We start from the raw sequence: 19,932 nt of genomic DNA on the forward strand, positions 1-19,932 counted from the left end.
CGTGGAGATCATCGGCGGCGGGTTCCTCGCCCGCCATCTGCGGCCCCTGAGCGGCGCGCACCCCGGGGTGACCGTCCTGGCCGCCGGCGTGCCACGCCACCCGCTGCCGGACTCCGCCCATGAGCGGGAACGCCGGCTCGTCGAGGACACCGTCGAGCGCTGCCTCGCCGACGGCCACCAGCTCGTCTTCTTCTCCACGGTCTCCATGTACGGAGCACCCGGCTGCCGCGGCCTGGAGGACGAGCCGGTGGCCCCGCTCCTCCCGTACGGACAGCACAAACTCGACCTGGAGACCCTGGTCCGCGACTCCGGCGTACACCATCTGATCCTGCGACTCGGCTATGTCCTCGGACCAGGAGAACCGGAGTACCGGCTGCTGTCCGTCCTGGTCCGGCAGCTGCGGGCCGGCCAGGTCGCCGTCCAGGAGGGCGCCCGCCGCGACCTGCTCCATGTCGACGACTTCGTCGGACTCTTCGACCGGATCCTGCGCACCGGGGCCGACAACGAGACCGTCAACGTGGCCTCCGGGGACTGCGCGGCCGTCACCGACATCCTCGACCACATGGAACTGCGTCTGGGCACCCGCGCCGAACGGCTGGCGGCCGGACACACGGTGTCCCACTGCCCCTCCGTGGCCAAACTCCACCGCCTGGTGCCCGAGGCCGCCCTGCGCGGATTCGGTCCCGGCTACTTCCGCAGCGCCATCGACCGGTATCTCGCCGCGCAACCGAACCCGGCCGCACTGCAGGCCGGGCCGACACCCTGAGGAGAAGGACCCATGATCAGCGAAGCCGGCATCACGCTTCCGCAGCTGGCCGACCTCAGCGCCCCGGTCACCCCGGAGGGAGCACGGCTCCTGGACATCCTCGGCGGACATCTGCCGCGTATCGCCGAGGCCGCCGCCGCCCACGACCGCGAAGGCACCTTCCCCACCGAGGTGTTCCGGGCCCTGAAAGCCGACGGCGTGCTGTCGGCCACCGTCCCGTGCACCTTCGGCGGCCTCGGCCTCAGCAGCGTCCACGACGTGGCCCTGGCCGTCATGCGGGTCGCCGAGGCCGACGCCGCCACCGCGCTCTGCCTCCACATGCAGCTGTGCCGCGGCATCACCATGTCGTACGAGCTCCGCCATGCCGACCCCGCCGGGCAGGCGCTCGCGGAACGTGTCCTGTGGCTGATGGGCAAGGACGACGCGGTCATCGGCGGGGCCCTGAAGGACGCGGGCCCGGCGACCGAACTGCGCCCGGACGGGGCCGGTCGCTGGCTGCTCTCCGGACGGAAGATCCTCGTCTCCATGGCGCCGGTCGCCACCCATTTCGTGGTGTCCACCCGCACCCGGCCGACGACCGGCCCGGCCCGGCTCGCCTCCGCCTTCCTCGCGGCGGACACCCCCGGCCTGACGGTCCCGGACAACTGGGACGGCATGGGCATGCGGGCCTCGGCCAGCTCCGAAGTGGTCTTCGCCGACTGCCCGGTCCCGGAGGCCGACCTCTTCCTGCGCGGGCCGGTCGGCGAGGTCAACCACGCCGCGATGGCCGGGCAGACGGTGAGCTCCATCGGGCTGCTCGGGGTGTACGCCGGCATCGCGCAGTCCGCCCGGGACCTCGCGGTCGCCGGGATCAGGCGCCGCGGCGGCGATCCGGCCGCGGCCGTACGCACCCTCGTCGCCGAGATGGACGTCAAGCTGTACACCTTGCGCACCGCACTCGGCGCCGCCCTGCTGCACACCGACCACCATGCCGGCCGGACCGGTGACGACCCGGCCGCACGCGGACTGCGGATGATCGCCCCTTTCCAGTACGCCAAGCTCGTGGTCAACCGGAACGCCTCGGCCGTCGTCGAGGACTGCATGACGCTCACCGGCGGCGCCTCCTTCACCGCCGGGCACCCGCTGTCGCGCCGCTACCGGGACGTCCGGGCCGGCTGGTTCATGCAGCCCTTCACCTACGCGGACGCCATCGACCATCTGAGCGCCCACGCGCTGGACCTGGACTCTTGACAGGACGGCCGCACGACAAGGGCCCCGGGAGGCGAGCAACGCCTCCCGGGGCCCTTCCACGTGTCCGCGGTCAGCCGCTGATGAGCGGGAACAGCTTCTCGTCGTCGAGCGGCTGCCCCGGGTGCATGTGGGACAGGTACTCGTCCATGACGCCGGGCAGATACGTGGCACCGGCGTCCATGAAGATCACGCCATGGCCGATCCGTCGCTCGTCGGTGTCATTGCGCCCTGCCATATGGACCGTTCGGCAGTGGTGGAAGGCCACATCACCGGCGCGCAGCGGCACCGTGACCCGCGGCTGCCAGGGGAAGTCCGGCCAGACCTCCTCGGCCGACCGGAAGTGCTCGAAGCTCGTCATGTGCACCAGCCGCTCGGACTCCTTGCGCAGATGGGAGCCGGGCACATAGCTCAGGCAGCCACGCTCGACGGGCACGTCCACCAGGGCGACCCACGCGGTCAGGGTCAGCGACAGACCGTCCATGGGTAGGCCGGCCTCGTCGTCGTGGATCAGGGTCGGCAGCGCCTTGCGCGGCTCCTTCACCAGGACCTCGCTGCTGTAGAGCCGCAGCGCGCCGCCCGCCAGCCGGGCGGCGATCCCGGTCAGGCTCGGATGCAGCGCGAGCGCGCGCAGCGTTTCGTCCTTGCGCCAGGCCTGGGTCACGTAGTTGACCTCGACCTGGCCGCCGTCCTCGCCGCCCGCCCAGATCTCCATGTCCCGTTCCAGGATGGCCTCGGCGGCCGCGCGGTAGGTGGCCACCTCCTCGGCGGAGAGCACTTGGGGGACGTGCACGAAGCCGTCGTCGCGGTAGCGGCGGACGGTGTCCTCGGACAGATTCTCGGGGGTGGTCAGCTCGCTCAGGGGCGGCACGTGACGGTCTCCTTCGGGTCTTGATCCAGCTGAGGTGGAGCACGGTCAGAGGGCGCGAGGTCGCGTGAGCGCACCGATGAACAGTCCCCGGCCGCCGTGGAGTCCCGGCACGTGGTCGACGCTCAGGCCGGCCGCGGTGAACGCCGCCTCGTACTGGGCCCGGGTGAACAGCGTGATCCGATGCGTCTCGCTGAAGTGCCGTACGCCGGCGTCCGAGTCCGCGACGAGGTAGTGCACCTCCATCCGTGACGTGTCACCGTCGCGTACCGCGTGCGACACCCGGGCCAGGGTCCGCCCTGCCTCGGTGGCCGTACCGCTGGACACATAGCCGTCCAGGAAGGTCTCCGGGAACCACCACGGGTCGATCGCGACGACCCCTCCGGGATGAAGATGGCGGGCGAACCGGTCGAGCACGGCGTCCAGTTCGACCGTCGAGGACAGATAGCCGATGGAACCGAACATGCAGGTGACCGCGGAGAAGGCGGAGCCCAGCGCGAAGTCGCGCATGTCCCCGGTGTGCACCCGCACCCCGGGCAGTCGTCTTCGGGCGGCCGCCGCCATCGGTGCGGACATCTCCAACCCCTCGACCCGCTCGAACTCCTCGCGGAAATGCAGGAGATGGGCCCCGGTCCCGCAGGCCACGTCCAGCAGCGACCCGGCGTCCGGCAGCAGTGCCCGGACCCGGCGGGCGACCTCGGCCGCCTCGGCGGCGTAGTCCTTCCCCTTGCCCTGGTGCAGCAGCTCGTAGATTTCGCTGGCTTCGGCGCCGTACAAAGCGACTCCCCACTGTTCGCGCGACCCCCGCGTGTCCTCATCGTCGGAACGCCGGCTAGAGGGCCCGCCGAGACCCGTTGGAGCCGGTCCGCGTCGAGCCGTCGTCGACATGGCTGCGAGAGCGGGATGGAAGGGTGTTCACCATGACGAGCTGCCGTATCTGCGGCGGCCGACTTCACGAGTTCGGTGATTTCGGCACGCAGCCGCTTTCCAGCGGGTTTCTCGAGCCCGACTACATCGGGGACGAGTACTTCTTCCGGCTCGCGTTGGGCGTGTGCGCCTCGTGCAGCATGGTCCAACTCATGGAGGAAGTGCCGCGGCACCTGATGTTCAACGGGCACTACCCGTATCTGTCCTCCGGGTCGTCGGTGATGAGGAAGCACTTCGAGCAGACCGCTCAGTACTTCCTGCGAACCGAGCTGACGTCCCCCGATTCGTTCGTGGTCGAACTCGGCTGCAACGACGGCATCATGCTCAAGGCCCTCGCCGAGGCAGGCGTACGGCACCTGGGTGTGGAGCCTTCGGAGAGCGTGGCCGACATCGCTCGCCGGCTCGGCATCCGGGTATCGACCGAGTTCTTCCAGGAGTCCACCGCCACCGAGATCCGCGCGGCGGAGGGACCCGCGCAGTTGATCTACGCCGCCAACACCATCTGCCACATCCCCTATATGGATTCCATCTTCCGGGGGGTGGACGCCCTGCTCGCCGAGGACGGGGTGTTCGTTTTCGAGGACCCGTACCTCGCCGACATCGTCGACAAGACCTCCTACGACCAGATCTACGACGAGCACTACTACTTCTTCACCGTCACCTCGGTCTCCGCCATGGCCGACCGGTTCGGCTTCGAACTGGTCAAGGCCGAGCGGCTGGCGGTGCACGGCGGTGAGGTCCGGTACACCATCGCCCGCAAGGGCCGGCGCACGCCCGACCCGTCGGTGACCGAGCTGCTCACCGAGGAGAAGGTCAGGCGCCTGGCCGACCTGGAGACCCTGCGGACCTTCTTCGGGAAGGTCGAGAAGTCCCGCGACGACCTCGTGGGCCTGCTCAGGCGGCTCAAGGAGGAGGGCCGGACGGTCGTCGGATACGGCGCTACCGCCAAGAGCGCGACCGTGGCCAACTACTGCGGCATCGGCCCCGATCTGGTGTCCTTCGTCTCCGACACCACGCCCAACAAGCAGGGGCGGCTCACCCCCGGCTCGCACATACCGGTGCGCCCGCGAGCCGCGTTCGAGAACCCGTATCCCGACTACGCGCTGCTTTTCGCGTGGAACCACGCAGAGGAGATCATCGCCAAGGAGACCCGCTTCCGGGACGCGGGCGGAAAGTGGATCCTCTACGTCCCGCACGTCCACGTGGTCTGAGCGTGCGTGTGTGGCGAGGGAGAGTACCTCCCTCGCCACACACGCGTGTACGGGTGCCGTCAATAGACGGCGGCGTGCCCGCCGCTGTGGGTGACAGCGTTGTCCAACTCCGCGCAGCGCCCGTGCTCCGACCGGTCACCGTGTGGTCCGCGCGCCGACCGCCCGTCACGGGCCGGCCGGCGGAGCGTGGCATCCAGCCGAGACCGGGCGTAGCGCCGGGTCAGCGACGGATAGGCGTAGTGCATGCCGTCGTGGTCGTAGTGGACGACCTGGAGCAGATACCTGTTGACCAAGCACTGGAGCACCCGCTCCACCACGGGCACCTCGCGGCCGAGCAGCTCGGCCGCGGTCGGGGTCGAGAAGGAGTCCACGGGCAACATGCTGAGCAGCCGGAACGCGGCGCGGTCGGTGTGGGACAGTCGGCCGTAGACGGCGTCGAAGCCGGACTTCACATCCAGCTCGCCCAGCCTCAGCTCCGCTATGACGTCCCGGGACCTGGCCAGTTGGTCGGCGACCCGGGCCAGCGGCAGCCCGGGCATGGCCGCCAGTCGGCCGCCGATGCATCGCAGCGCGAGCGGCAGCCCTCCGCACAGGGCCACCAGCCGGTCGGCGGCCTCCGACTCCTGCTCCAGCCGCTGCCGCCCGATGAGCGAGGCGAGCAGGTCCAGGCCTTCCTGGCAGGCGAACACCTGTAGATCGACGTTCTGCGCCCCGGCCAGACCGTGCAGTCGGCGGCGGCTGGTCAGAATCACCCCGCAGTGCGGGCCTCCGGGCAGCATGGGACGTACGTCGGCGAGCGAGGAGGCGTCGTCGAGGACCAGCAGCAGCCGTCGGGACGCGGTGGTCGACCTCAGCAGTTTGCTGCGCTCCTCCAGACCCTCCGGAATGTGCGTGCGCGGCACCCCGAGGGAGTGCAGCACCTCGTGCAGGGCGTCCATGATGTCCCGAGGTGCGTCCGACGAGCCGGCCAGCTCGACGTGGAGCTGGCCGTCCTCGAACCGGTGGCGCAGCTGGTGCGCGAGATGGACGGCGAGGGCGGTCTTGCCCACCCCGGGCATGCCGGCGATCACCACGACCCGGGTGGCGTTGCCGTGCGGCTCGTCGGGGGTCAGATGCGCGGTGATCTCGTCGAGAGCGTCGGCGCGTCCGGTGAAGTCCGGTGTGTCGGCCGGGAGCTCGGCCGGAACCGGCACCGGTGACGTGGGTGTGGGGGTGGGGGCGGGGGTGGCGTGCCGCTCCGGCGCCGCCCGGGCCGTGGTCGGGGGTATGCGTTCCGGTGCCGGCGTCTCCTGCCGGGCCGGCTCGTGCGCGACGTCGTCGGCCGGGGCCGGTGCGGGCTCTGCGTGTGGCGCGCTCACCGGCGCGCCCGGCGGAGCGGGGGTCGGACGCAGGGTCTGCCGGGCCTCGAACGGCGGACCGACGGGGGAGTCGCCGAGGAGGGCCTGGTGCAACTGGCGCAGTTCCTCGCCGGGTTCGAGGCCGAGATCCTCGATCATGTTGCGGCGCAGCACCCGGAACGCCTCCAAGGCCTCATGGCGCCGTCCGGAACGGTGCAGGGCGATCATGAGGGAGCCGTGCAGATGTTCGTGCAAGGGGTGCGTGAGTACCAGGGACTTCAGCTCGCTCACCAGTTCCCGGTGGTGGCCGAGCTGGAGGTCCGCCTCGATGCGCAGCTCCAGGATGCGGGAGCGGAACTCCTCGAGCCGCGTCGCGTACGAGGAGAGCAGGGTGCCCTGGTCCACGTCGACCAGCGCCGGAGCCTGCCAGGTGTAAAGCGCTTGGGTCAGAATGTCGCGGGCCCGGGCCGGATTTCCGGCCTCCAGTGCCGCCTGTCCCTCGGTGGCTGCTCCTTCTACCCGGTGGAGATCGATGGAGGAGTTCGGGATTTCCAGTAAATAGCCACCGGGGCGGGTATGGAGGAGTCCTTTTCCGCCATGCCGCACAAGAATTTTTCGGAGCTTGTACACATAGGTTTGGAGGGTGGTCAGGGCGCTGACTGGAGGGCCTTCCTCCCATAATTCGTCTATTAACTCATTCGTCTGCACCACGGCGTTGCGTCGCATGATCAGCAGGGCGATGACCTGCCGCGGCTTGGGTGCCGTCGGCGCTACATTCCGCCCTTTGTCGAGCATCTCTAGAGGTCCAAGAACCCTGAAATCCATGGCGTTCCCCCATTAGTTCAACGGCTGGTCGATCCGCTGTCGAAACTCGATCTTGACTTTAGGTTTCAAGGAAGCTTCTTGTCAATGGAGAAAAAAATCTTGGCCAAGCGCAGGCAAAGAATCTGACGGCTGGTGGCCCGAGGTGTCCCGTGTAAAGGCGTGATGAGTGACGGGCCGTCACCGTCGAAATTCGGCCGTAAGTAGTTCGAGGGTGGGCACGATGTCGGCGGGGGCGGGGGTGGCCCGCATTTCGTCGCGGAGGCGGGCGGCGGCAGTCGCGAACGACGGCTCTCCGAGCACCCGGGCCAGCAGGGCGCGGAGTTCGGCCGCGGTCAACTCTTCGGGGTCGGCGACTCTCAGGCCGGCGCCGGCCGCTTCGAGCCGTTCGGCCTTACGGGTGGTGTCCCAGAGCAGGTCGGGCACGATGACCTGCGGGATCCCATGGGCGAGCGCGGTGCCGAACGTTCCGGCGCCGCCATGGCTGATAACCGCCGAGCAGGTGGGCAGCAGGGCGTCGAGGGGAACGAACCCCACCACCCGTACGTTGGAGGGTGGGTCGCCGCCGAGTGCGGCCAGCTGGGCCGCGTTCAAGGTGGCCACGACCTCCACGTCGAGCTCGGCCACCGCGGCCAGGATCTCGGCCAGAGACGCCCTGTCGCGGCCGAACACCTCCTGCTGCGAGAGGCCCAGGGTCACACACACCCGTGGCCGCGCCGGTGGCTCGTGCACCCAGGACGGGACGACCGACGGCCCGTGGTACGGCAGGTACCGCACGGGCACCCGGATCCCCGGCACCGCGAGGGCGAGCGACGCCGGCACCGGATCGATCGTCCACTGCCCGACCACGGCTTCCTCCGCGAACGCGCAGTCGTACGCGTCGAGCGTCCAGCCCAGCCACTCGGCCATGGGGTCGTCCCGCAGCAGCGGATGCCGGGAGCCGAGCTCGGCCCGGTAATGGCCCCGCAGCCATCCGATCAGGTCCAGACCGAAGAGCAGCCGGGCGTGGGCGGCGCCGGACGCCATCGCGGCGACCGGCCCGGAGAAGGTCATCGTGTCCCAGACCACCAGGTCCGGCCGCCACCACCGGGCGAACAGCACGAGATCGTCGATCGTGCCGGGATCCGACTGGGTGGGGAACGCCCCCATCGTGAGCGCCAGTTGCCGGGCCTGCATGTACGGATACGTCATCCGCTCGGGGCGCAGCTCGCTGATGTCGGTCAGCGCGACGAAGTCCAGCGCCTCCGGGCCCGTACGGCCCTCCTCCTGCGCTTCGGAGCGGCGTGCGTCCAGCTCCTGGACGACCGACTCCTGGTCGAGTGGCTCGCCCACCGGTACGGCGGTGAGGCCGGCCCGCCGGATGTGCTCGACCCCGTCCGGCTGGCTGGCCATACGTACCTCGTGCCCGGCGGCGCGCATCGCCCACGCCAGCGGAACCTGCGTATGCACATGGGACGTCGCGGCGAACGAGGTGAACAGGACCCGCATGGCATTGCCTTTCCGGTTCAGCCGCGTGCGATGTCCTCGGCGTACTTCTTCGCATGCAGCATGGTGGTGGTGCTGTTGCGGCCGAGCGCCTCACGGACGAAGGCCCCCGCCTCGGCGACCCCGGCGTGCGCGCCGAGGATCCGGGTGATCGGCTCCGGGTTGATCACCACCGTGTGGGTGCTGGTGATCAGCGTCCGTGCCCCGTCCTCCCGGATCGTCCACTCACCGGTGTGCGCGGTCATCAGCGCGGGGGTCAGCAGCTGCTTGTAGACGATCCGCTCATACGGGAAACAGATCCGCACCGATCTCGTGGTGTGCGTGGAGCCGTCCGCCGTGCGGGTGTCCATCTCCAGGATCTGCTGCTGCGGGACGTCCTCGGTGAGCTCCACCCGGGCCACGTGCGGAAGTCGGTCCGGCCACCGGTCGGCCCGGTCGACGAAGTCGTACACGTCCTTGGCGGCGCCGTCGACCGGGATCGTGTCGGAGAACGACAGCAGCAGCTCCGCCCGCCGCTCGCGCTGTTCGGCCGCGTCGCGCAGCGCCGCCAGCTCCTTGTCGCTGTTACGGTCCACCGCCTGCCGGATCCACTCCACATGCGCCGGATCGTCGGCGACAGCACGGTAGTCGTGAAGCAGTCGGACCAGGGTGTCGCCCTCCGGCCGCGGCTCCATCACCCACTCGCCGCCCATCGCGGCGACCGGGGAGCGGGAGACCTCCTGCCGGAAGCGGATGCGCAGGCCCGCCCGGTCCAGCTCACGCCGGGAGACCCAGCCCTTCACCTCGCCGTTGGCCGTCGCCCAGATCCGTATGCGCTGGGTGTCCCCGTTCCGTTCGGCCTGCTCGGCATGGACGGTCGGCGGGAAGATCACCGGCCAGTCCGCCACGTTCTCGATCAGCCCGAACACCGCCTCGGGCTCGGCCGCCACGATGATGCGGTGTTCGGTGCGGTGTGTCTCCGGCTCCGTCATGGATCGCGTCTCCCTCGGTCCGTGCTCAGTAATTGCCGAGCCCGCCGCAGACGTTGAGCGCCTGCGCGGTGATCGACGCGGCCGTGTCCGTGACCAGGTAGCCGACCAGGCCGGCGACCTCCTCGGGCGTGGAGTACCGGCCCAGCGGGATCTTCGCCTCGAACCGGTTCAGCACCTCCTCCTCGGAGGTCTCCCAGAACGCCGCGTAGCCCTGGCGCACCCGCTGCGCCATCGGCGTCTCCACATAGCCGGGACAGACCGCGTTGACGGTCACCCCGGTCTTGGCGAGCTCAAGACCCAGCGCCTTGGTGAGGCCGACGACTCCGTGCTTGGAGGCCGAGTAGGGCGCCCCGAACATCACGCCCTGCTTGCCGCCGGTGGAGGCGATGTTGACGATGCGGCCGTGGCCCCTCTCCAACATCCCGCCGGTGGTGAGCACCTCCCGGGTCATCCGGAAGACACCGTCGAGATTGGTCTCCATCACATCGCGCCACAGCTCGTCGGTGATCTCTGCGGTCGTACCGCCGCCACTGCGGCCCGCGTTGTTCACCAGCACACCGACCGGCCCGTACCGCTCCTTCGCCGCGGTGACGAAGGAGCGGATCTCGTCCGCCGAACGGACGTCGCAGGTCTGCCCGTCGACGTCATGGCCCGCCTTGCGCAGCCCCTCCACCGTCGCGTCCACCTGGGACCGGTCACGTGCGCACAGGAAGACCTGGTGGCCGCGCTCCGCAAGCAGACCCGCGACCGCCGCACCGATACCGCTGGTCGCGCCGGTCACCACGGCGACGCCTCGATCCTGACGTGTCATGCCATCCCCTCACCAGTGGTCCGGCGACCCAGGCTGCCGGCGGGGCCTCGTACCCCACTGGACCCGACCGTCCGGGCCGTCCCGAACCGGCCCAGTGATCGTCGAGAGCCTTGCGAGAGGAGGGCCGCATACTCGCCGGGCAAACGGCTGGGGCAAGGGCCGGCCGGCGATCCGGGAGAAGCCCACGTGAGCAGTTCCAGCAGACAGCACGACGGCACACCCATGGATGCCCTGATCAACCTGTGCGACCTGGTGACCCCGATGGCGCTGCGGGTCGCGGCGACGCTACGGCTGACCGACCACATGCTCGCCGGCGCCACTGCTGCCACGGACCTCGCCGCCGCCACCGGCACCGATCCCGGCGCGCTGCACCGCCTCGTCCGCCATCTCGCCGCCGTCGGGGTGTACCACGAGACCTCCCCCGGCCGGTTCGAGCCCACGGACGTCGGGCTGCTGCTCGCCGACGACCACCCTGTCCAGCAGCGCCACTGGCTCGCCCTCGACCAGCCCGTCGGCCGCGCCGACCTCGCGTTCACCCGCCTCCTCGACGCGGTCAGGACCGGCCGGCCCTCCTACGAGGCGCTGTACGGGCGCCCCTTCTGGGAAGACCTGTCGGCCGTCCCCGAACTCGGCGAGGCCTTCGACCGGCTGATGGCCACCGAGGAGGAGGCCGTCCACGCCGCGCCGATCGCCGCCTACGACTGGAGTGGGGTGCGCCATGTGCTCGACCTCGGCGGCGCCCCGGGCGGATTCCTCCAGTCCCTGGTGCGCGCCGCACCGCATCTGCGCGGCACCGTCCTCGACCTGCCCGGCCCGGCCGGCCGGACCCGCGAACGGATCGCCGCCGCCGGAACGGACAGCCGCATCGACGTGCTCGGCGGCGACTTCTTCGACGAACTCCCCGTCCGCGCCGACCTCGTCCTGCTCTCCATGGTGCTGCTCAACTGGCAGGACGACGACGCCCGGCGCATCCTCGAACGCTGCCGCGACGCCCTCGAACCGGGCGGCCGCATCCTGCTGCGGGAGCGCGCCGAGCCGGCCGAGGGGCCCGAGGTCTCCACCTCCGACCGTTACTTCAGCGTCCTGGACATGCGGATGCTGGTCTTCCTCGGCGGGCGGGTCCGCACCACCGAGGAGTGGCGCGCCCTGGCCGCCTCCGCCGGACTGGCCGTCACCTCCCTGGTGACACCCATCAGCTCGCCGGTCGTCCCCTTCGACTTCTGCCTGATCGAAATGAGCCCCGTATGACCGAGCGCATCGTCCGGAGCGGAGACGTACGACTGTGGAGCGAGGCTCTCGGAGACCCGGCGCATCCCCCGCTGCTCCTCATCGCCGGCGGCAACCAGTCCTCGCGCGCGTGGCCCCGTGACTTCGTCGACCGGCTCACCTCGCACGGGCTGCGGGTGATCCGCTACGACCACCGGGACACCGGCCGCTCCACCGTCCGCGACTTCGCCGCCCATCCCTACACGTACACGGAGCTGACCCGGGACGCGGTCGCCGTCCTCGACGCCCACGACATCCCCGCCGCCCATGTGGTGACCATGTCCATGGGCACGATCATGGGTCAGCTCCTCGCCCTCGACCACCCCGGACGGCTGCTGAGCCTCACCCTCATGCTCGGCGGTGGCCTCGACGTCGACTTCGACGGCAACATCGAACGCCTCTTCAAGGGCGAACCCTCCGCCGACGGACTTCCCCTGCCCGGACCGGCCCTCCTCGACGCCGTGGAGCTGATGTCGCAGCCCGTCGACGGAGCCCGCGCCGAGATCGACCGGCGCGTCGAGCGCTCCCGGATCTTCTCCGGCGGCCAGGTTCCCTTCGACGCGGACGAGTTCCGCCGCTGGGAGCAGGACGCCGCCGACCACGCCGGCACGGCCACCGAACCGACCGCCCACCACATGCTCCCGTCCCACCCCCGCGAGCGCGCCCCCGAACTCGCCCAGGTCCGGGTGCCCACCCAGGTCGTCCAAGCCCTCAACGACCTGATCGCCCCGCCCCCGCACGGACGCCACCTGGCCGGACTCATCCCCGGTGCCCGGCTCGTGGAGATCCCCGGCATGGGGCACGCCCTGCCCGGCGCCGTCCACGCACCCCTCGCCGAGGCCATCACCGCACACGTCCTCAGCCCCCGGCCGCAAGGAGAGCAGTAGCCATGTCACCCGCCGACAACAAGCGCCGCGCCCTGGAGATGGTGGCCGCCTGGAACCGGGGTGACCCCGACGGGGTCATCGCGTTCTGGGCCCCCGACGCCGTCCACTACGACGAGGACGGCCTGCCCATGCCCGCCGACCTGATCGCGGACATCATGCGCGGCTCCCTGACCGCCTTCCCCGACCTTCACCTGGAGGCGAAGAGCATCGTCGCCGAGGGCGACCGGGTCATGCTCCGCATCACCGTCACCGCCACGCACAAGGGTGACTTCATGGGTGTACCCGCCACCGGAAAGCCGGTCACCTGGCACTACCTCGAAGAACTGCGGTTCGACGACCGAGGCCAGGTCGTCGAGCATTGGGACGTCATGAACTTCTCGCCCCTCTACCGCGCCCTGGGCAAGGTCCCCGAAGGCCTCTGACCCCGCACGTACGACGGTGCCGGGCCCCTCGTCCGTACGAGAGGCCCGGCACCGGCACGTCTCAGGCCGCCAGCTCCTCGAGTCGGGGCACCAGCGCGGCCGGGCTCGGCATCGTCCCGCGCAGTTCGTCGCGCAGCCCGAGGGCCGCTGTCCGCAGCGCCGGGTCCTCGAGCAGCCGTCGGCACTCGGCCGCGCCGATCTCCGCCGCGTCCACCGCGAAACCGGCCCCGCTGCCCACCAGCAGATCGCTGTTGGCCCGCTGGTAGGCGCCGTCCGGGAGCACACACTGCGGCACCCCCAGGGTCATCGCCGTCAGCAGCGTCCCCGACCCCGCGTGGTGCACGATCCCCGCACACGTCTCCAGCAGCGGCGCGAGCGGCACCCACTCCACCGTCCGGACGTTCCGCGGGAGTTCACCGAGCAGCTCCACATCCCCGCCGCCCAGGGTCAACACGAACTCCGCGTCCACCTCGCCCGCCGCCGCGACGAGCGGTGCGAGCACGGTGATGCCCCCCCACTGCGCCCCGATCGACCCCAGCGTGACCGCGATCCGGGGCCGGTCGGCCGGCCGGGACAGCCAGTCGGGCAGCACCGCGCCGCCGTTGTACGGGACGTACCGCATCGACCACTCGTGCTCGGGTCGTTCCCCACCCGGCAGCAGCGGCGCGAGCCGCTCGGGGACGGAGGCGATCCGCACGGTCCGGGGCGGCGTCCCCGGGATTCCATGGCGCTCGTAGTCGCCCTTCATGGCCTCGCGGAGCAGCCCCGCCAGCCGCGGATCGCTGTCCGCCGGGCCCAACGGCAGCTCCACGCAGGGAATCCCGAGCGCTGCGGCGGCCAGCGCTCCGGCGCCCTGGGCGGCCGAGTGCACGATCAGATCCGGCCGGTAGGACCGGGCCACCTCCAAGGCCCCGTCGACCTCGACCCCGGAGACCCGGCCGAACAGCGTGGCCAGGAACTCCACCCCGGCATCCTCGACGTACATCGGATCCTCGGCGCCGTCCGGCACCCAGACCTTGGTGTAGTCCAGGCCGGGGGTGATGTCGACGGCATGCAGACCCGCCGCCGTGACGGCGTCCAGCGCGTCACCGACGGCGTACCGCACGTCGTGCCCCGCCGCCCGCAGCGCGTGCGCCAGCGGCACCGTCGGAAAGATATGGCTGAGTACGGGAGATGTGACGAACAGCGCGCGCATGGTTCCCCTGTCGACGAAGTGCGCCGACGGCTTCCGGGCGGCCGGGGCGCAGGCTCCGGCGAGCGTGTCAGGACGATCTCGCGCGGCGACCGACAACCGGTCGACCCGCCCGGCGTCCGCGGCTCCAGCGGTCTGCGGGGGGAAGTCATGGGCGCGGCTCCATCGTGGACGGCATGGTGGACTACTGGAACCTCCCCGCCGACCTGCCTTCGGCCCCGCCGACCGTGCGTTGCGCGCTGCCCGACGGGCCCACGGTCCAGGTCATGAACGAGGCCGAGGCACAGACCCTCTGGACGGAGCTCACCGAAGCGCCGTTCTACCGGACCGCGGCCGCCGGTCTCGGCCCCGACGAGGCGATCGTCGACGTCGGCGCACACGTCGGACTCGCCGCGATCCGCTTCGCCGCCCAGGCCCCCGGCGCCCGAGTCCTGGCCTTCGAACCGGCGCCCAAGACCCATGGCTGTCTCGTGGCCAATCTCGCCGAACACCTGCCCGGCGCCACCGCCTTCAACATGGCCCTCGGCTCCGCGGCCGGCACCGCCGAACTGATCTTCCACCCGTACATCCCGTCCTCCTCCACCCTCTTCGAGGACGAGGAGGACAACGTCCGCAACATCGAGGCCAACCTCGACAACATCGACGCCGACCAGCAGACCCGGCAGGTCGTGTGGCGGATGTTCGACGTACGGGAGACCGTCCAGGTGGACGTGGGCACCCTCAGCGGAATCATCCGGGACCAGGGCATCGAGCGCATCGGACTGCTCAAGGTGGACGTGGAGCGCGGCGAGCTGGACGTCCTCAAGGGTCTCGACGACGAGCACTGGCCGATGGTGCGCCGCGTCCTGCTCGAAGTCCACGACATCGACGGCCGTCTCGACGAGATCACCGCCCTGATGGCCGAGCACGGGCTGCGCTCCGAGATCTCCCAGTTCGGGGTGTACACCGGCGGCACCGTCCATCTGGTCCTGGCCACCCGCGACTGACGCGCCCCGACCCGCCCCGACCGAACGGACCCACCCCCGTGACCTTTCTGATCACCGGAGCCACCGGCAGCGTCGGCCGCCATGTGGTCGACCTCCTGGTGGCAGCCGGGGCGCCCGTGCGCGCCCTGACCCGCACCCCGGACAGCGCCGCGCTCCCCGACGCGGTCGAGGTCGTCGCAGGAGACCTGCTGCGCCCCGACAGCCTGCTGCCCGCCCTGACGGGTGTCGAACGGCTCTATCTGTTCCCCGAGCCGTCCACCGCCGCACAGGTCGCACGGCTCGCCGCTCAGGCGGGGGTACGGCGGATCGTCGTGCTCTCCTCCGACGCCGTCACCGAGGGCAGCGACCCCGACCACCACCGCCCGGTCGAGGAGGCCGTCGAGCGGACCGGCCTCGACTGGACCCATGTCCGGCCGGGGGAGTTCGCCGCCAACAAGCTGAGTGTCTGGGGGAGTTCCATCGCCGACGCCGGCGTGGTGCGCGCCGCCTACCCCGACGCCGTCGGCGCCCCCGTCCACGAGGCCGACGTGGCGGCGGTCGCCGCCGCGGCACTTCTGGAGGACGGCCACGCGGGGGCCGTGCACAGCGTCTCCGGTCCCGAGGCGCTCACCGTGGGCGAGCAGGTACGGTCCCTGGCCGCCGGACTCGGGCGCGAGCTGCGTTTCGAGGAGGTCACCCCGGTCGCGGCCCGCGCGGACATGATCGAACAGGGCTTCCCCGAGCCGATCGCCGACTACATCCTGGCCTTCCAGGCTTCCTGGGTGGACCGGCCCGCCGCCGTGCACGACACGGTCGAGCGGCTCACCGGCACACCCGCCCGCACCCTGGCCCAGTGGGCCGCCGACCACCGGGCGGACTTCCGATGACCCCCGAGGACCGCTGATGCGCGTCCTGTTCACCACTCTCGCCGCCGCCACGCATCTGCACGCCCAGGTGCCCCTCGCCTGGGCGCTGCGCGCCGCCGGACACGAGGTGTGCGTGGCCAGCCAGCCCGACCTGGCCGACGACATCGTCCGCTCCGGCCTCACCGCCGTATCCGTCGGACGGGCCCTCGACCCCGGGCAGTGGGCCGACGTCTCCCCGCTGACCGAGCAGGAGGTGCGGGTCGAGGGCAACATCTGGAACGCCCAGGGCGGCATCGCCTGGGAGCTGTTCGACCTGTGCGAGCTGCGCCCGGAGCGGCTCACCTACGACTACATGCAGTGCGTCCTCACCGCCTGGACCAGCCACAGCTTCCGGCAGACCTCCTCACCGGGCACGGTCGACGACCTGGTTGCCTTCGCCCGCCGGTGGCGGCCCGACCTGGTGATCTGGGATCCGACGACCTTCGCCGGGGCGATCGCCGCCATGGCCACCGGAGCCGCCCACGCCCGGCTGATGTTCGGCTTCGACGTCATCGGCCGGATGAGGCAGAGCTACCGCGCCGCGCTGCGCGAGCGAGCGCCGGAGCACCGCGAGGACCCGTTCGAGGAGTGGCTGGGCCCGCTGCTCCGCCGCCACGGGCGGGAGTTCGCGGAGGAGGCCGTCCTCGGCCAGTGGACCATCGACCCCGTACCGACCTCACTGCGGCTCGACGTCGACCATCCGTACCTGCCGGTGCGCTACGTGCCGTACAACGGACACGCCGCCGTCCCCGGCTGGCTGCGCCGCCCCGCCGACCGGCGCCGGGTCTGCCTCACGCTCGGCCGGTCGTTCCGCGAACTGCTCGGCGGCGACCGGGCCTCGGTCGCCGAACTCCTCGACGCCGTCGCCGAACTCGACATCGAGGTGGTCGCCACGCTCAACTCCGCCCAGCTGGCCGTGCTGCCCCGGCTCCCGGACAACGTCCGCGCCGTGGACTTCGTCCCGCTGGACGCGCTGCTGCCCAGCTGCTCGGCCATCATCCACCACAGCGGCTCGGGCACCACCCAGACCGCGCTGGCCCACGGGGTCCCGCAGGTCGTCGTGCCCGCGCCGATGCTGGACAATCTGCTCAAGGCCCGACGCGTGGAGGAGGCCGGTGCGGGGCTGTATGTACGGGACGTACGCGCACTGACCGCGGCCGGGCTGCGCGACCTGCTCGTACGGGTCCTGGAGGAGCCGTCCTTCACCGTCCGGGCAGGCGCCCTGCGCCGGGAGATGCTCGGCACACCCTCGCCCCGCGAGATCGTGCCCGCCCTGGAGCGGCTGACCGCGGCCCACCGGCACTGACCGCAGCCCCGCCCCCGACGCCGGTCAGCGCGCCGCGGCCACCCGGCCGTGGTGGCGCGCGGTGAGTCGCTCCAGGACGTCCACCACCTCGTTCGGGTGGGGCGCCGCCCGGACCTCGTCGCGTATCAGCCCGGCCCGCCGCCGGAACTCCGGCTCCTCCAGGAGCCGGACGAGCCCGGCCCGCAGGCTCCGCGCCGACACCCCGCCGGCCGGTAGATGCAGCCCGGCCCCCAGCTCCTCGATCCGCCGCGAGCGGTACACGGCGTCCCACACGCGGCCGAGCGAGATCTGCGGCACCCCGAGGGCGGTGGCCGTCCCCCAGGTGCCCGCCCCGCCGTGGTGCACGATCGCCGCACAGGTCGGCAACAGCGCGTCCAGCGGGACGTGGTCGACCACCCGGACGTTGTCCGGGGTGGCGCCGACCAGCTCACGTTCCGCCGGGTTCAGCGTCGCCACCACCTCGATGTCCAGACCGTCCACGGCCGCGAAGACGTCGTCGGCGAGGACGGCGTTGTGGGCGCCGGTGTCCCGGGCCGTCATCCCCGCCGTCACACAGACCCGCGGCCGCTCTGGCTCCGCGCGCAGCCAACCCGGCACCACGGTCGGGACCTGCCCGTTGTGCGGGATGTACCGCATCGGCACCATCGGATGCCCCAGGGACAGCCGGACGCTCGGCGGCATCTGGTCGATGGACCACTGTCCGGTGACGATCTCCTCGTCGAAGGAGCAGCCGTACCGGCCGAGCGTCCAGGTCAGCCACTCGCCGAGGGTGTCGTCGTGGTGGGCAGCCGCCCCCGCCGCGAGGCGGTCGAGGAAGAGCCGGCGCGTGCTGCCGAACATGTCGGGGAACGACAGCAGCCGGGCATGGGCCGCTCCGCTCGCCCGGGCGGCGACCGCCCCGGCGAAGGTGAACGGCTCCCAGATCACCAGATCGGGACGCCAGTCGCGGGCGAACGCGACCAGCTCGTCGATCATCGACTCGTTGTTGATCCAGGAGTAGAAGAGCGACGCCATGACCGTGTCATGGCCCTTGAGGAAGGAGAACGGCAGCCGCTCATGGCGTTTCTCCAGATAGTCCGCCCGGTCGTGCAGCGCCATGATGTCGCCGCCCACCGCCCCGAGCACCGTGTGCAGGGCAGGGTCACCGCCCACCGGAACAGCCGTCAGTCCGGCGCCGACGATGGCATCGGTCAGGGCGGGCTGGCTCGCCACCCGCACGTCGTGACCGGCCGTCCGCAGGGCCCACGCCAGCGGCACGGACCCACTGAAGTGGCTTTCCTGCGCGAAACACGTCATCAGTACCCGCATCGGACCCCCTCAGCCGGCCGTCGTGGTGACGGGCAGATACAGCACACCGCCGGACACCGGGGCCCGCAGCCGCCGCAGTTCGGGTTCCGCCCGGCGCAGCGCCCCGAGCCGCCCGGCGACCGCCGCCACCGCCGCCGTGGCGAGAGGTACGGCGAACGGCTCCAGCACCCCCGTGGGGAGGCCGTCGGTGAACGCCAGCGTCCCCGGCCCGGACTCCCGCCCCGGATCGAAGCGGTCCGGGTCCGCGAACGCCTCCGGGTCCCGCTGAGCGGCCTCCACCAGTACGGTCACCTCGGCACCGGCGGCGAGCGGCACGCCCGCCACCTCCACGTCCTCGTACGCGAACAGCTTCTGCAGCCGCACCGGAGGGGCGTGGCGTACGGTCTCCCGTACCCCCGCCGCCACCAGTTCCGGGTCCTCGCGGACCGCAGCCGCCGCGTCGGGAGCGTCCAGCAGCGCGGAGACGGTCCGCGCGGTGAGGTTGGCGGCCAGCTGCACACCGGCGACGGCGAGCAGCATCCGCGACGCGAACAGGTCGTCCGCGGGCCCGCCGGGGGTCACCGCCGCGATCAGGTCGCGGATCTCCGTTGCGGCCGTGATCAGTTCACGGGCCGTGGACATCCGCGGCGGGCACAAGGTGGCGTCCAGCGCGGGCGCCGCCTGCGTGCACAGCGCGGCCAGCCGGCCGGGGTCCACCCCCGTCCCCAGCATCCCGGCCAGGGTCCGCGCGGCCAGCGGCTGCGCGAAGTCGGTCATCAGGTCGAAGGAGTCGCCCAGCCGGTCCAGCAGCGCGGTGGCCCGCTCCGCCACCCGCGCCGAGAAGCCCGAGTCCGTACCGACGGCTGCCACGGTCACCCCGCGCAGCCGCCGGTACGCCTCGCGATCCAGGGCGAGGAACACGTCGTCCAGCGGCAGGACGTCGTGCAGGGCGGGAAGCTGCCAGGCGAAGGACGCCTCCGCGCCGTCCGGTGCCTGCGGCTTCGGGTGGCGCACCCCGAACCGCGCATCGCCCAGCAGCGCGGCGGCCGTGGCATACCGCGCGGTCACCCAGCTCTCGGCGGTGCTCCACATCAACGGCCCGTGTTCCCGGGCGCGTCGCCCCAGCTCGTGCGGGTCGTCACTCTCGGCCCGCAGCAGCAGGGCGTACGGGTCGTCCTTGATGCCGTAGATCCACTGCATGCCGCGGAGCGTCATCAGCTCGGAACCCAGCTCGCTGTCGGTCTTGGTGGAAATCATGCCGCCGAAAGTAGGCCGGG

Annotated in this window: 18 protein-coding genes; 9 read left to right on the forward strand and 9 right to left on the reverse strand. The window is 71.4% G+C overall.

Going from position 1 to position 19,932, the window contains the following annotated elements; translation table 11 throughout:
• Position 1 precedes the first annotated feature (1 nt).
• Together OG624_RS35520 and OG624_RS35525 are read left to right on the forward strand one after the other, a co-directional pair.
• A complete protein-coding gene (locus OG624_RS35520) occupies positions 2 to 766 on the forward strand; it encodes an NAD-dependent epimerase/dehydratase family protein (RefSeq protein WP_371640329.1) in 765 nt (254 codons plus the stop codon).
• A gap of 12 nt (positions 767 to 778) precedes the next feature.
• Positions 779 to 1,996: an acyl-CoA dehydrogenase family protein gene (locus tag OG624_RS35525; protein ID WP_352164777.1), complete on the forward strand. Its 1,218-nt coding sequence runs from the start codon at positions 779 to 781 to the stop codon at positions 1,994 to 1,996.
• A 70-nt stretch (positions 1,997 to 2,066) separates the two neighbouring features.
• On the opposite strand, the gene OG624_RS35530 is transcribed toward OG624_RS35525, so the two are convergent.
• Together OG624_RS35530 and OG624_RS35535 are read right to left on the reverse strand one after the other, a co-directional pair.
• The gene (locus OG624_RS35530; RefSeq protein WP_371594053.1) at positions 2,067 to 2,864 is read right to left on the reverse strand and encodes a phytanoyl-CoA dioxygenase family protein; all 798 of its coding nucleotides are present in this window, start codon (positions 2,862 to 2,864) and stop codon (positions 2,067 to 2,069) included.
• Positions 2,865 to 2,909: 45 nt separating this feature from the next.
• Positions 2,910 to 3,638: a class I SAM-dependent methyltransferase gene (locus tag OG624_RS35535; protein ID WP_266354512.1), complete on the reverse strand. Its 729-nt coding sequence runs from the start codon at positions 3,636 to 3,638 to the stop codon at positions 2,910 to 2,912.
• A gap of 143 nt (positions 3,639 to 3,781) precedes the next feature.
• Between OG624_RS35535 and OG624_RS35540 the strand changes: the two genes are divergently transcribed.
• A complete protein-coding gene (locus OG624_RS35540) occupies positions 3,782 to 4,999 on the forward strand; it encodes a class I SAM-dependent methyltransferase (protein ID WP_033226414.1) in 1,218 nt (405 codons plus the stop codon).
• Between the two features lie 59 nt (positions 5,000 to 5,058).
• Here the strand turns inward: OG624_RS35540 and OG624_RS35545 are convergent, their stop codons facing one another.
• The 4 genes from OG624_RS35545 to fabG form a co-directional block, all read right to left on the reverse strand.
• Positions 5,059 to 7,161 carry an AfsR/SARP family transcriptional regulator gene (locus tag OG624_RS35545; protein ID WP_371640330.1) on the reverse strand — a complete coding sequence of 701 codons (2,103 nt, stop codon included), beginning with the start codon at positions 7,159 to 7,161 and terminating at the stop codon, positions 5,059 to 5,061.
• Positions 7,162 to 7,338: 177 nt separating this feature from the next.
• The gene (locus tag OG624_RS35550) at positions 7,339 to 8,646 is read right to left on the reverse strand and encodes an activator-dependent family glycosyltransferase (protein WP_371640331.1); all 1,308 of its coding nucleotides are present in this window, start codon (positions 8,644 to 8,646) and stop codon (positions 7,339 to 7,341) included.
• Positions 8,647 to 8,663: 17 nt separating this feature from the next.
• Positions 8,664 to 9,614, reverse strand: a complete 951-nt coding sequence (locus tag OG624_RS35555; protein ID WP_371640332.1) for an aromatase/cyclase — start codon at positions 9,612 to 9,614, stop codon at positions 8,664 to 8,666.
• 25 nt (positions 9,615 to 9,639) lie between these two features.
• Positions 9,640 to 10,425, reverse strand: coding sequence for a 3-oxoacyl-ACP reductase FabG (gene fabG / locus OG624_RS35560; RefSeq protein WP_033226372.1), 786 nt, complete (start codon positions 10,423 to 10,425; stop codon positions 9,640 to 9,642).
• A gap of 186 nt (positions 10,426 to 10,611) precedes the next feature.
• Here fabG and OG624_RS35565 point away from each other — a divergent pair, with 186 nt between their 5' ends.
• The 3 genes from OG624_RS35565 to OG624_RS35575 are packed head-to-tail and all read left to right on the forward strand — an operon-like array spanning position 10,612 to position 13,000.
• Complete coding sequence (locus OG624_RS35565; protein ID WP_326749645.1) at positions 10,612 to 11,673, forward strand: methyltransferase; 1,062 nt, start codon at positions 10,612 to 10,614, stop codon at positions 11,671 to 11,673.
• Positions 11,670 to 12,578, forward strand: coding sequence for an alpha/beta fold hydrolase (locus OG624_RS35570; RefSeq protein WP_371594056.1), 909 nt, complete (start codon positions 11,670 to 11,672; stop codon positions 12,576 to 12,578). Before OG624_RS35565 ends, OG624_RS35570 begins: the two co-directional genes overlap by 4 nt.
• Before the next feature lie 2 nt (positions 12,579 to 12,580).
• Positions 12,581 to 13,000 carry an ester cyclase gene (locus OG624_RS35575; RefSeq protein ID WP_033226368.1) on the forward strand — a complete coding sequence of 140 codons (420 nt, stop codon included), beginning with the start codon at positions 12,581 to 12,583 and terminating at the stop codon, positions 12,998 to 13,000.
• Between the two features lie 61 nt (positions 13,001 to 13,061).
• Here OG624_RS35575 and OG624_RS35580 read toward each other — a convergent pair whose 3' ends face one another.
• A complete protein-coding gene (locus tag OG624_RS35580; RefSeq protein ID WP_244291023.1) occupies positions 13,062 to 14,144 on the reverse strand; it encodes a nucleotide disphospho-sugar-binding domain-containing protein in 1,083 nt (360 codons plus the stop codon).
• 224 nt (positions 14,145 to 14,368) lie between these two features.
• Between OG624_RS35580 and OG624_RS35585 the strand changes: the two genes are divergently transcribed.
• Genes OG624_RS35585 through OG624_RS35595 form a run of 3 tightly spaced genes read left to right on the forward strand, consistent with a single transcriptional unit; the run spans position 14,369 to position 17,368 of the window.
• The gene (locus tag OG624_RS35585) at positions 14,369 to 15,178 is read left to right on the forward strand and encodes an FkbM family methyltransferase (protein WP_371640333.1); all 810 of its coding nucleotides are present in this window, start codon (positions 14,369 to 14,371) and stop codon (positions 15,176 to 15,178) included.
• A gap of 38 nt (positions 15,179 to 15,216) precedes the next feature.
• Positions 15,217 to 16,044 carry an NAD(P)H-binding protein gene (locus tag OG624_RS35590; protein ID WP_371589257.1) on the forward strand — a complete coding sequence of 276 codons (828 nt, stop codon included), beginning with the start codon at positions 15,217 to 15,219 and terminating at the stop codon, positions 16,042 to 16,044.
• 16 nt (positions 16,045 to 16,060) lie between these two features.
• The gene (locus OG624_RS35595) at positions 16,061 to 17,368 is read left to right on the forward strand and encodes an activator-dependent family glycosyltransferase (RefSeq protein ID WP_371589258.1); all 1,308 of its coding nucleotides are present in this window, start codon (positions 16,061 to 16,063) and stop codon (positions 17,366 to 17,368) included.
• A gap of 24 nt (positions 17,369 to 17,392) precedes the next feature.
• Here OG624_RS35595 and OG624_RS35600 read toward each other — a convergent pair whose 3' ends face one another.
• Positions 17,393 to 18,676, reverse strand: coding sequence for an activator-dependent family glycosyltransferase (locus tag OG624_RS35600; protein WP_266354500.1), 1,284 nt, complete (start codon positions 18,674 to 18,676; stop codon positions 17,393 to 17,395).
• A 9-nt stretch (positions 18,677 to 18,685) separates the two neighbouring features.
• Positions 18,686 to 19,912 carry a cytochrome P450 family protein gene (locus OG624_RS35605; protein WP_371640334.1) on the reverse strand — a complete coding sequence of 409 codons (1,227 nt, stop codon included), beginning with the start codon at positions 19,910 to 19,912 and terminating at the stop codon, positions 18,686 to 18,688.
• Positions 19,913 to 19,932 lie beyond the last annotated feature (20 nt).

Source organism: Streptomyces virginiae (assembly GCF_041432505.1).
Taxonomy (GTDB): Bacteria; Actinomycetota; Actinomycetes; order Streptomycetales; family Streptomycetaceae; genus Streptomyces; species Streptomyces virginiae_A.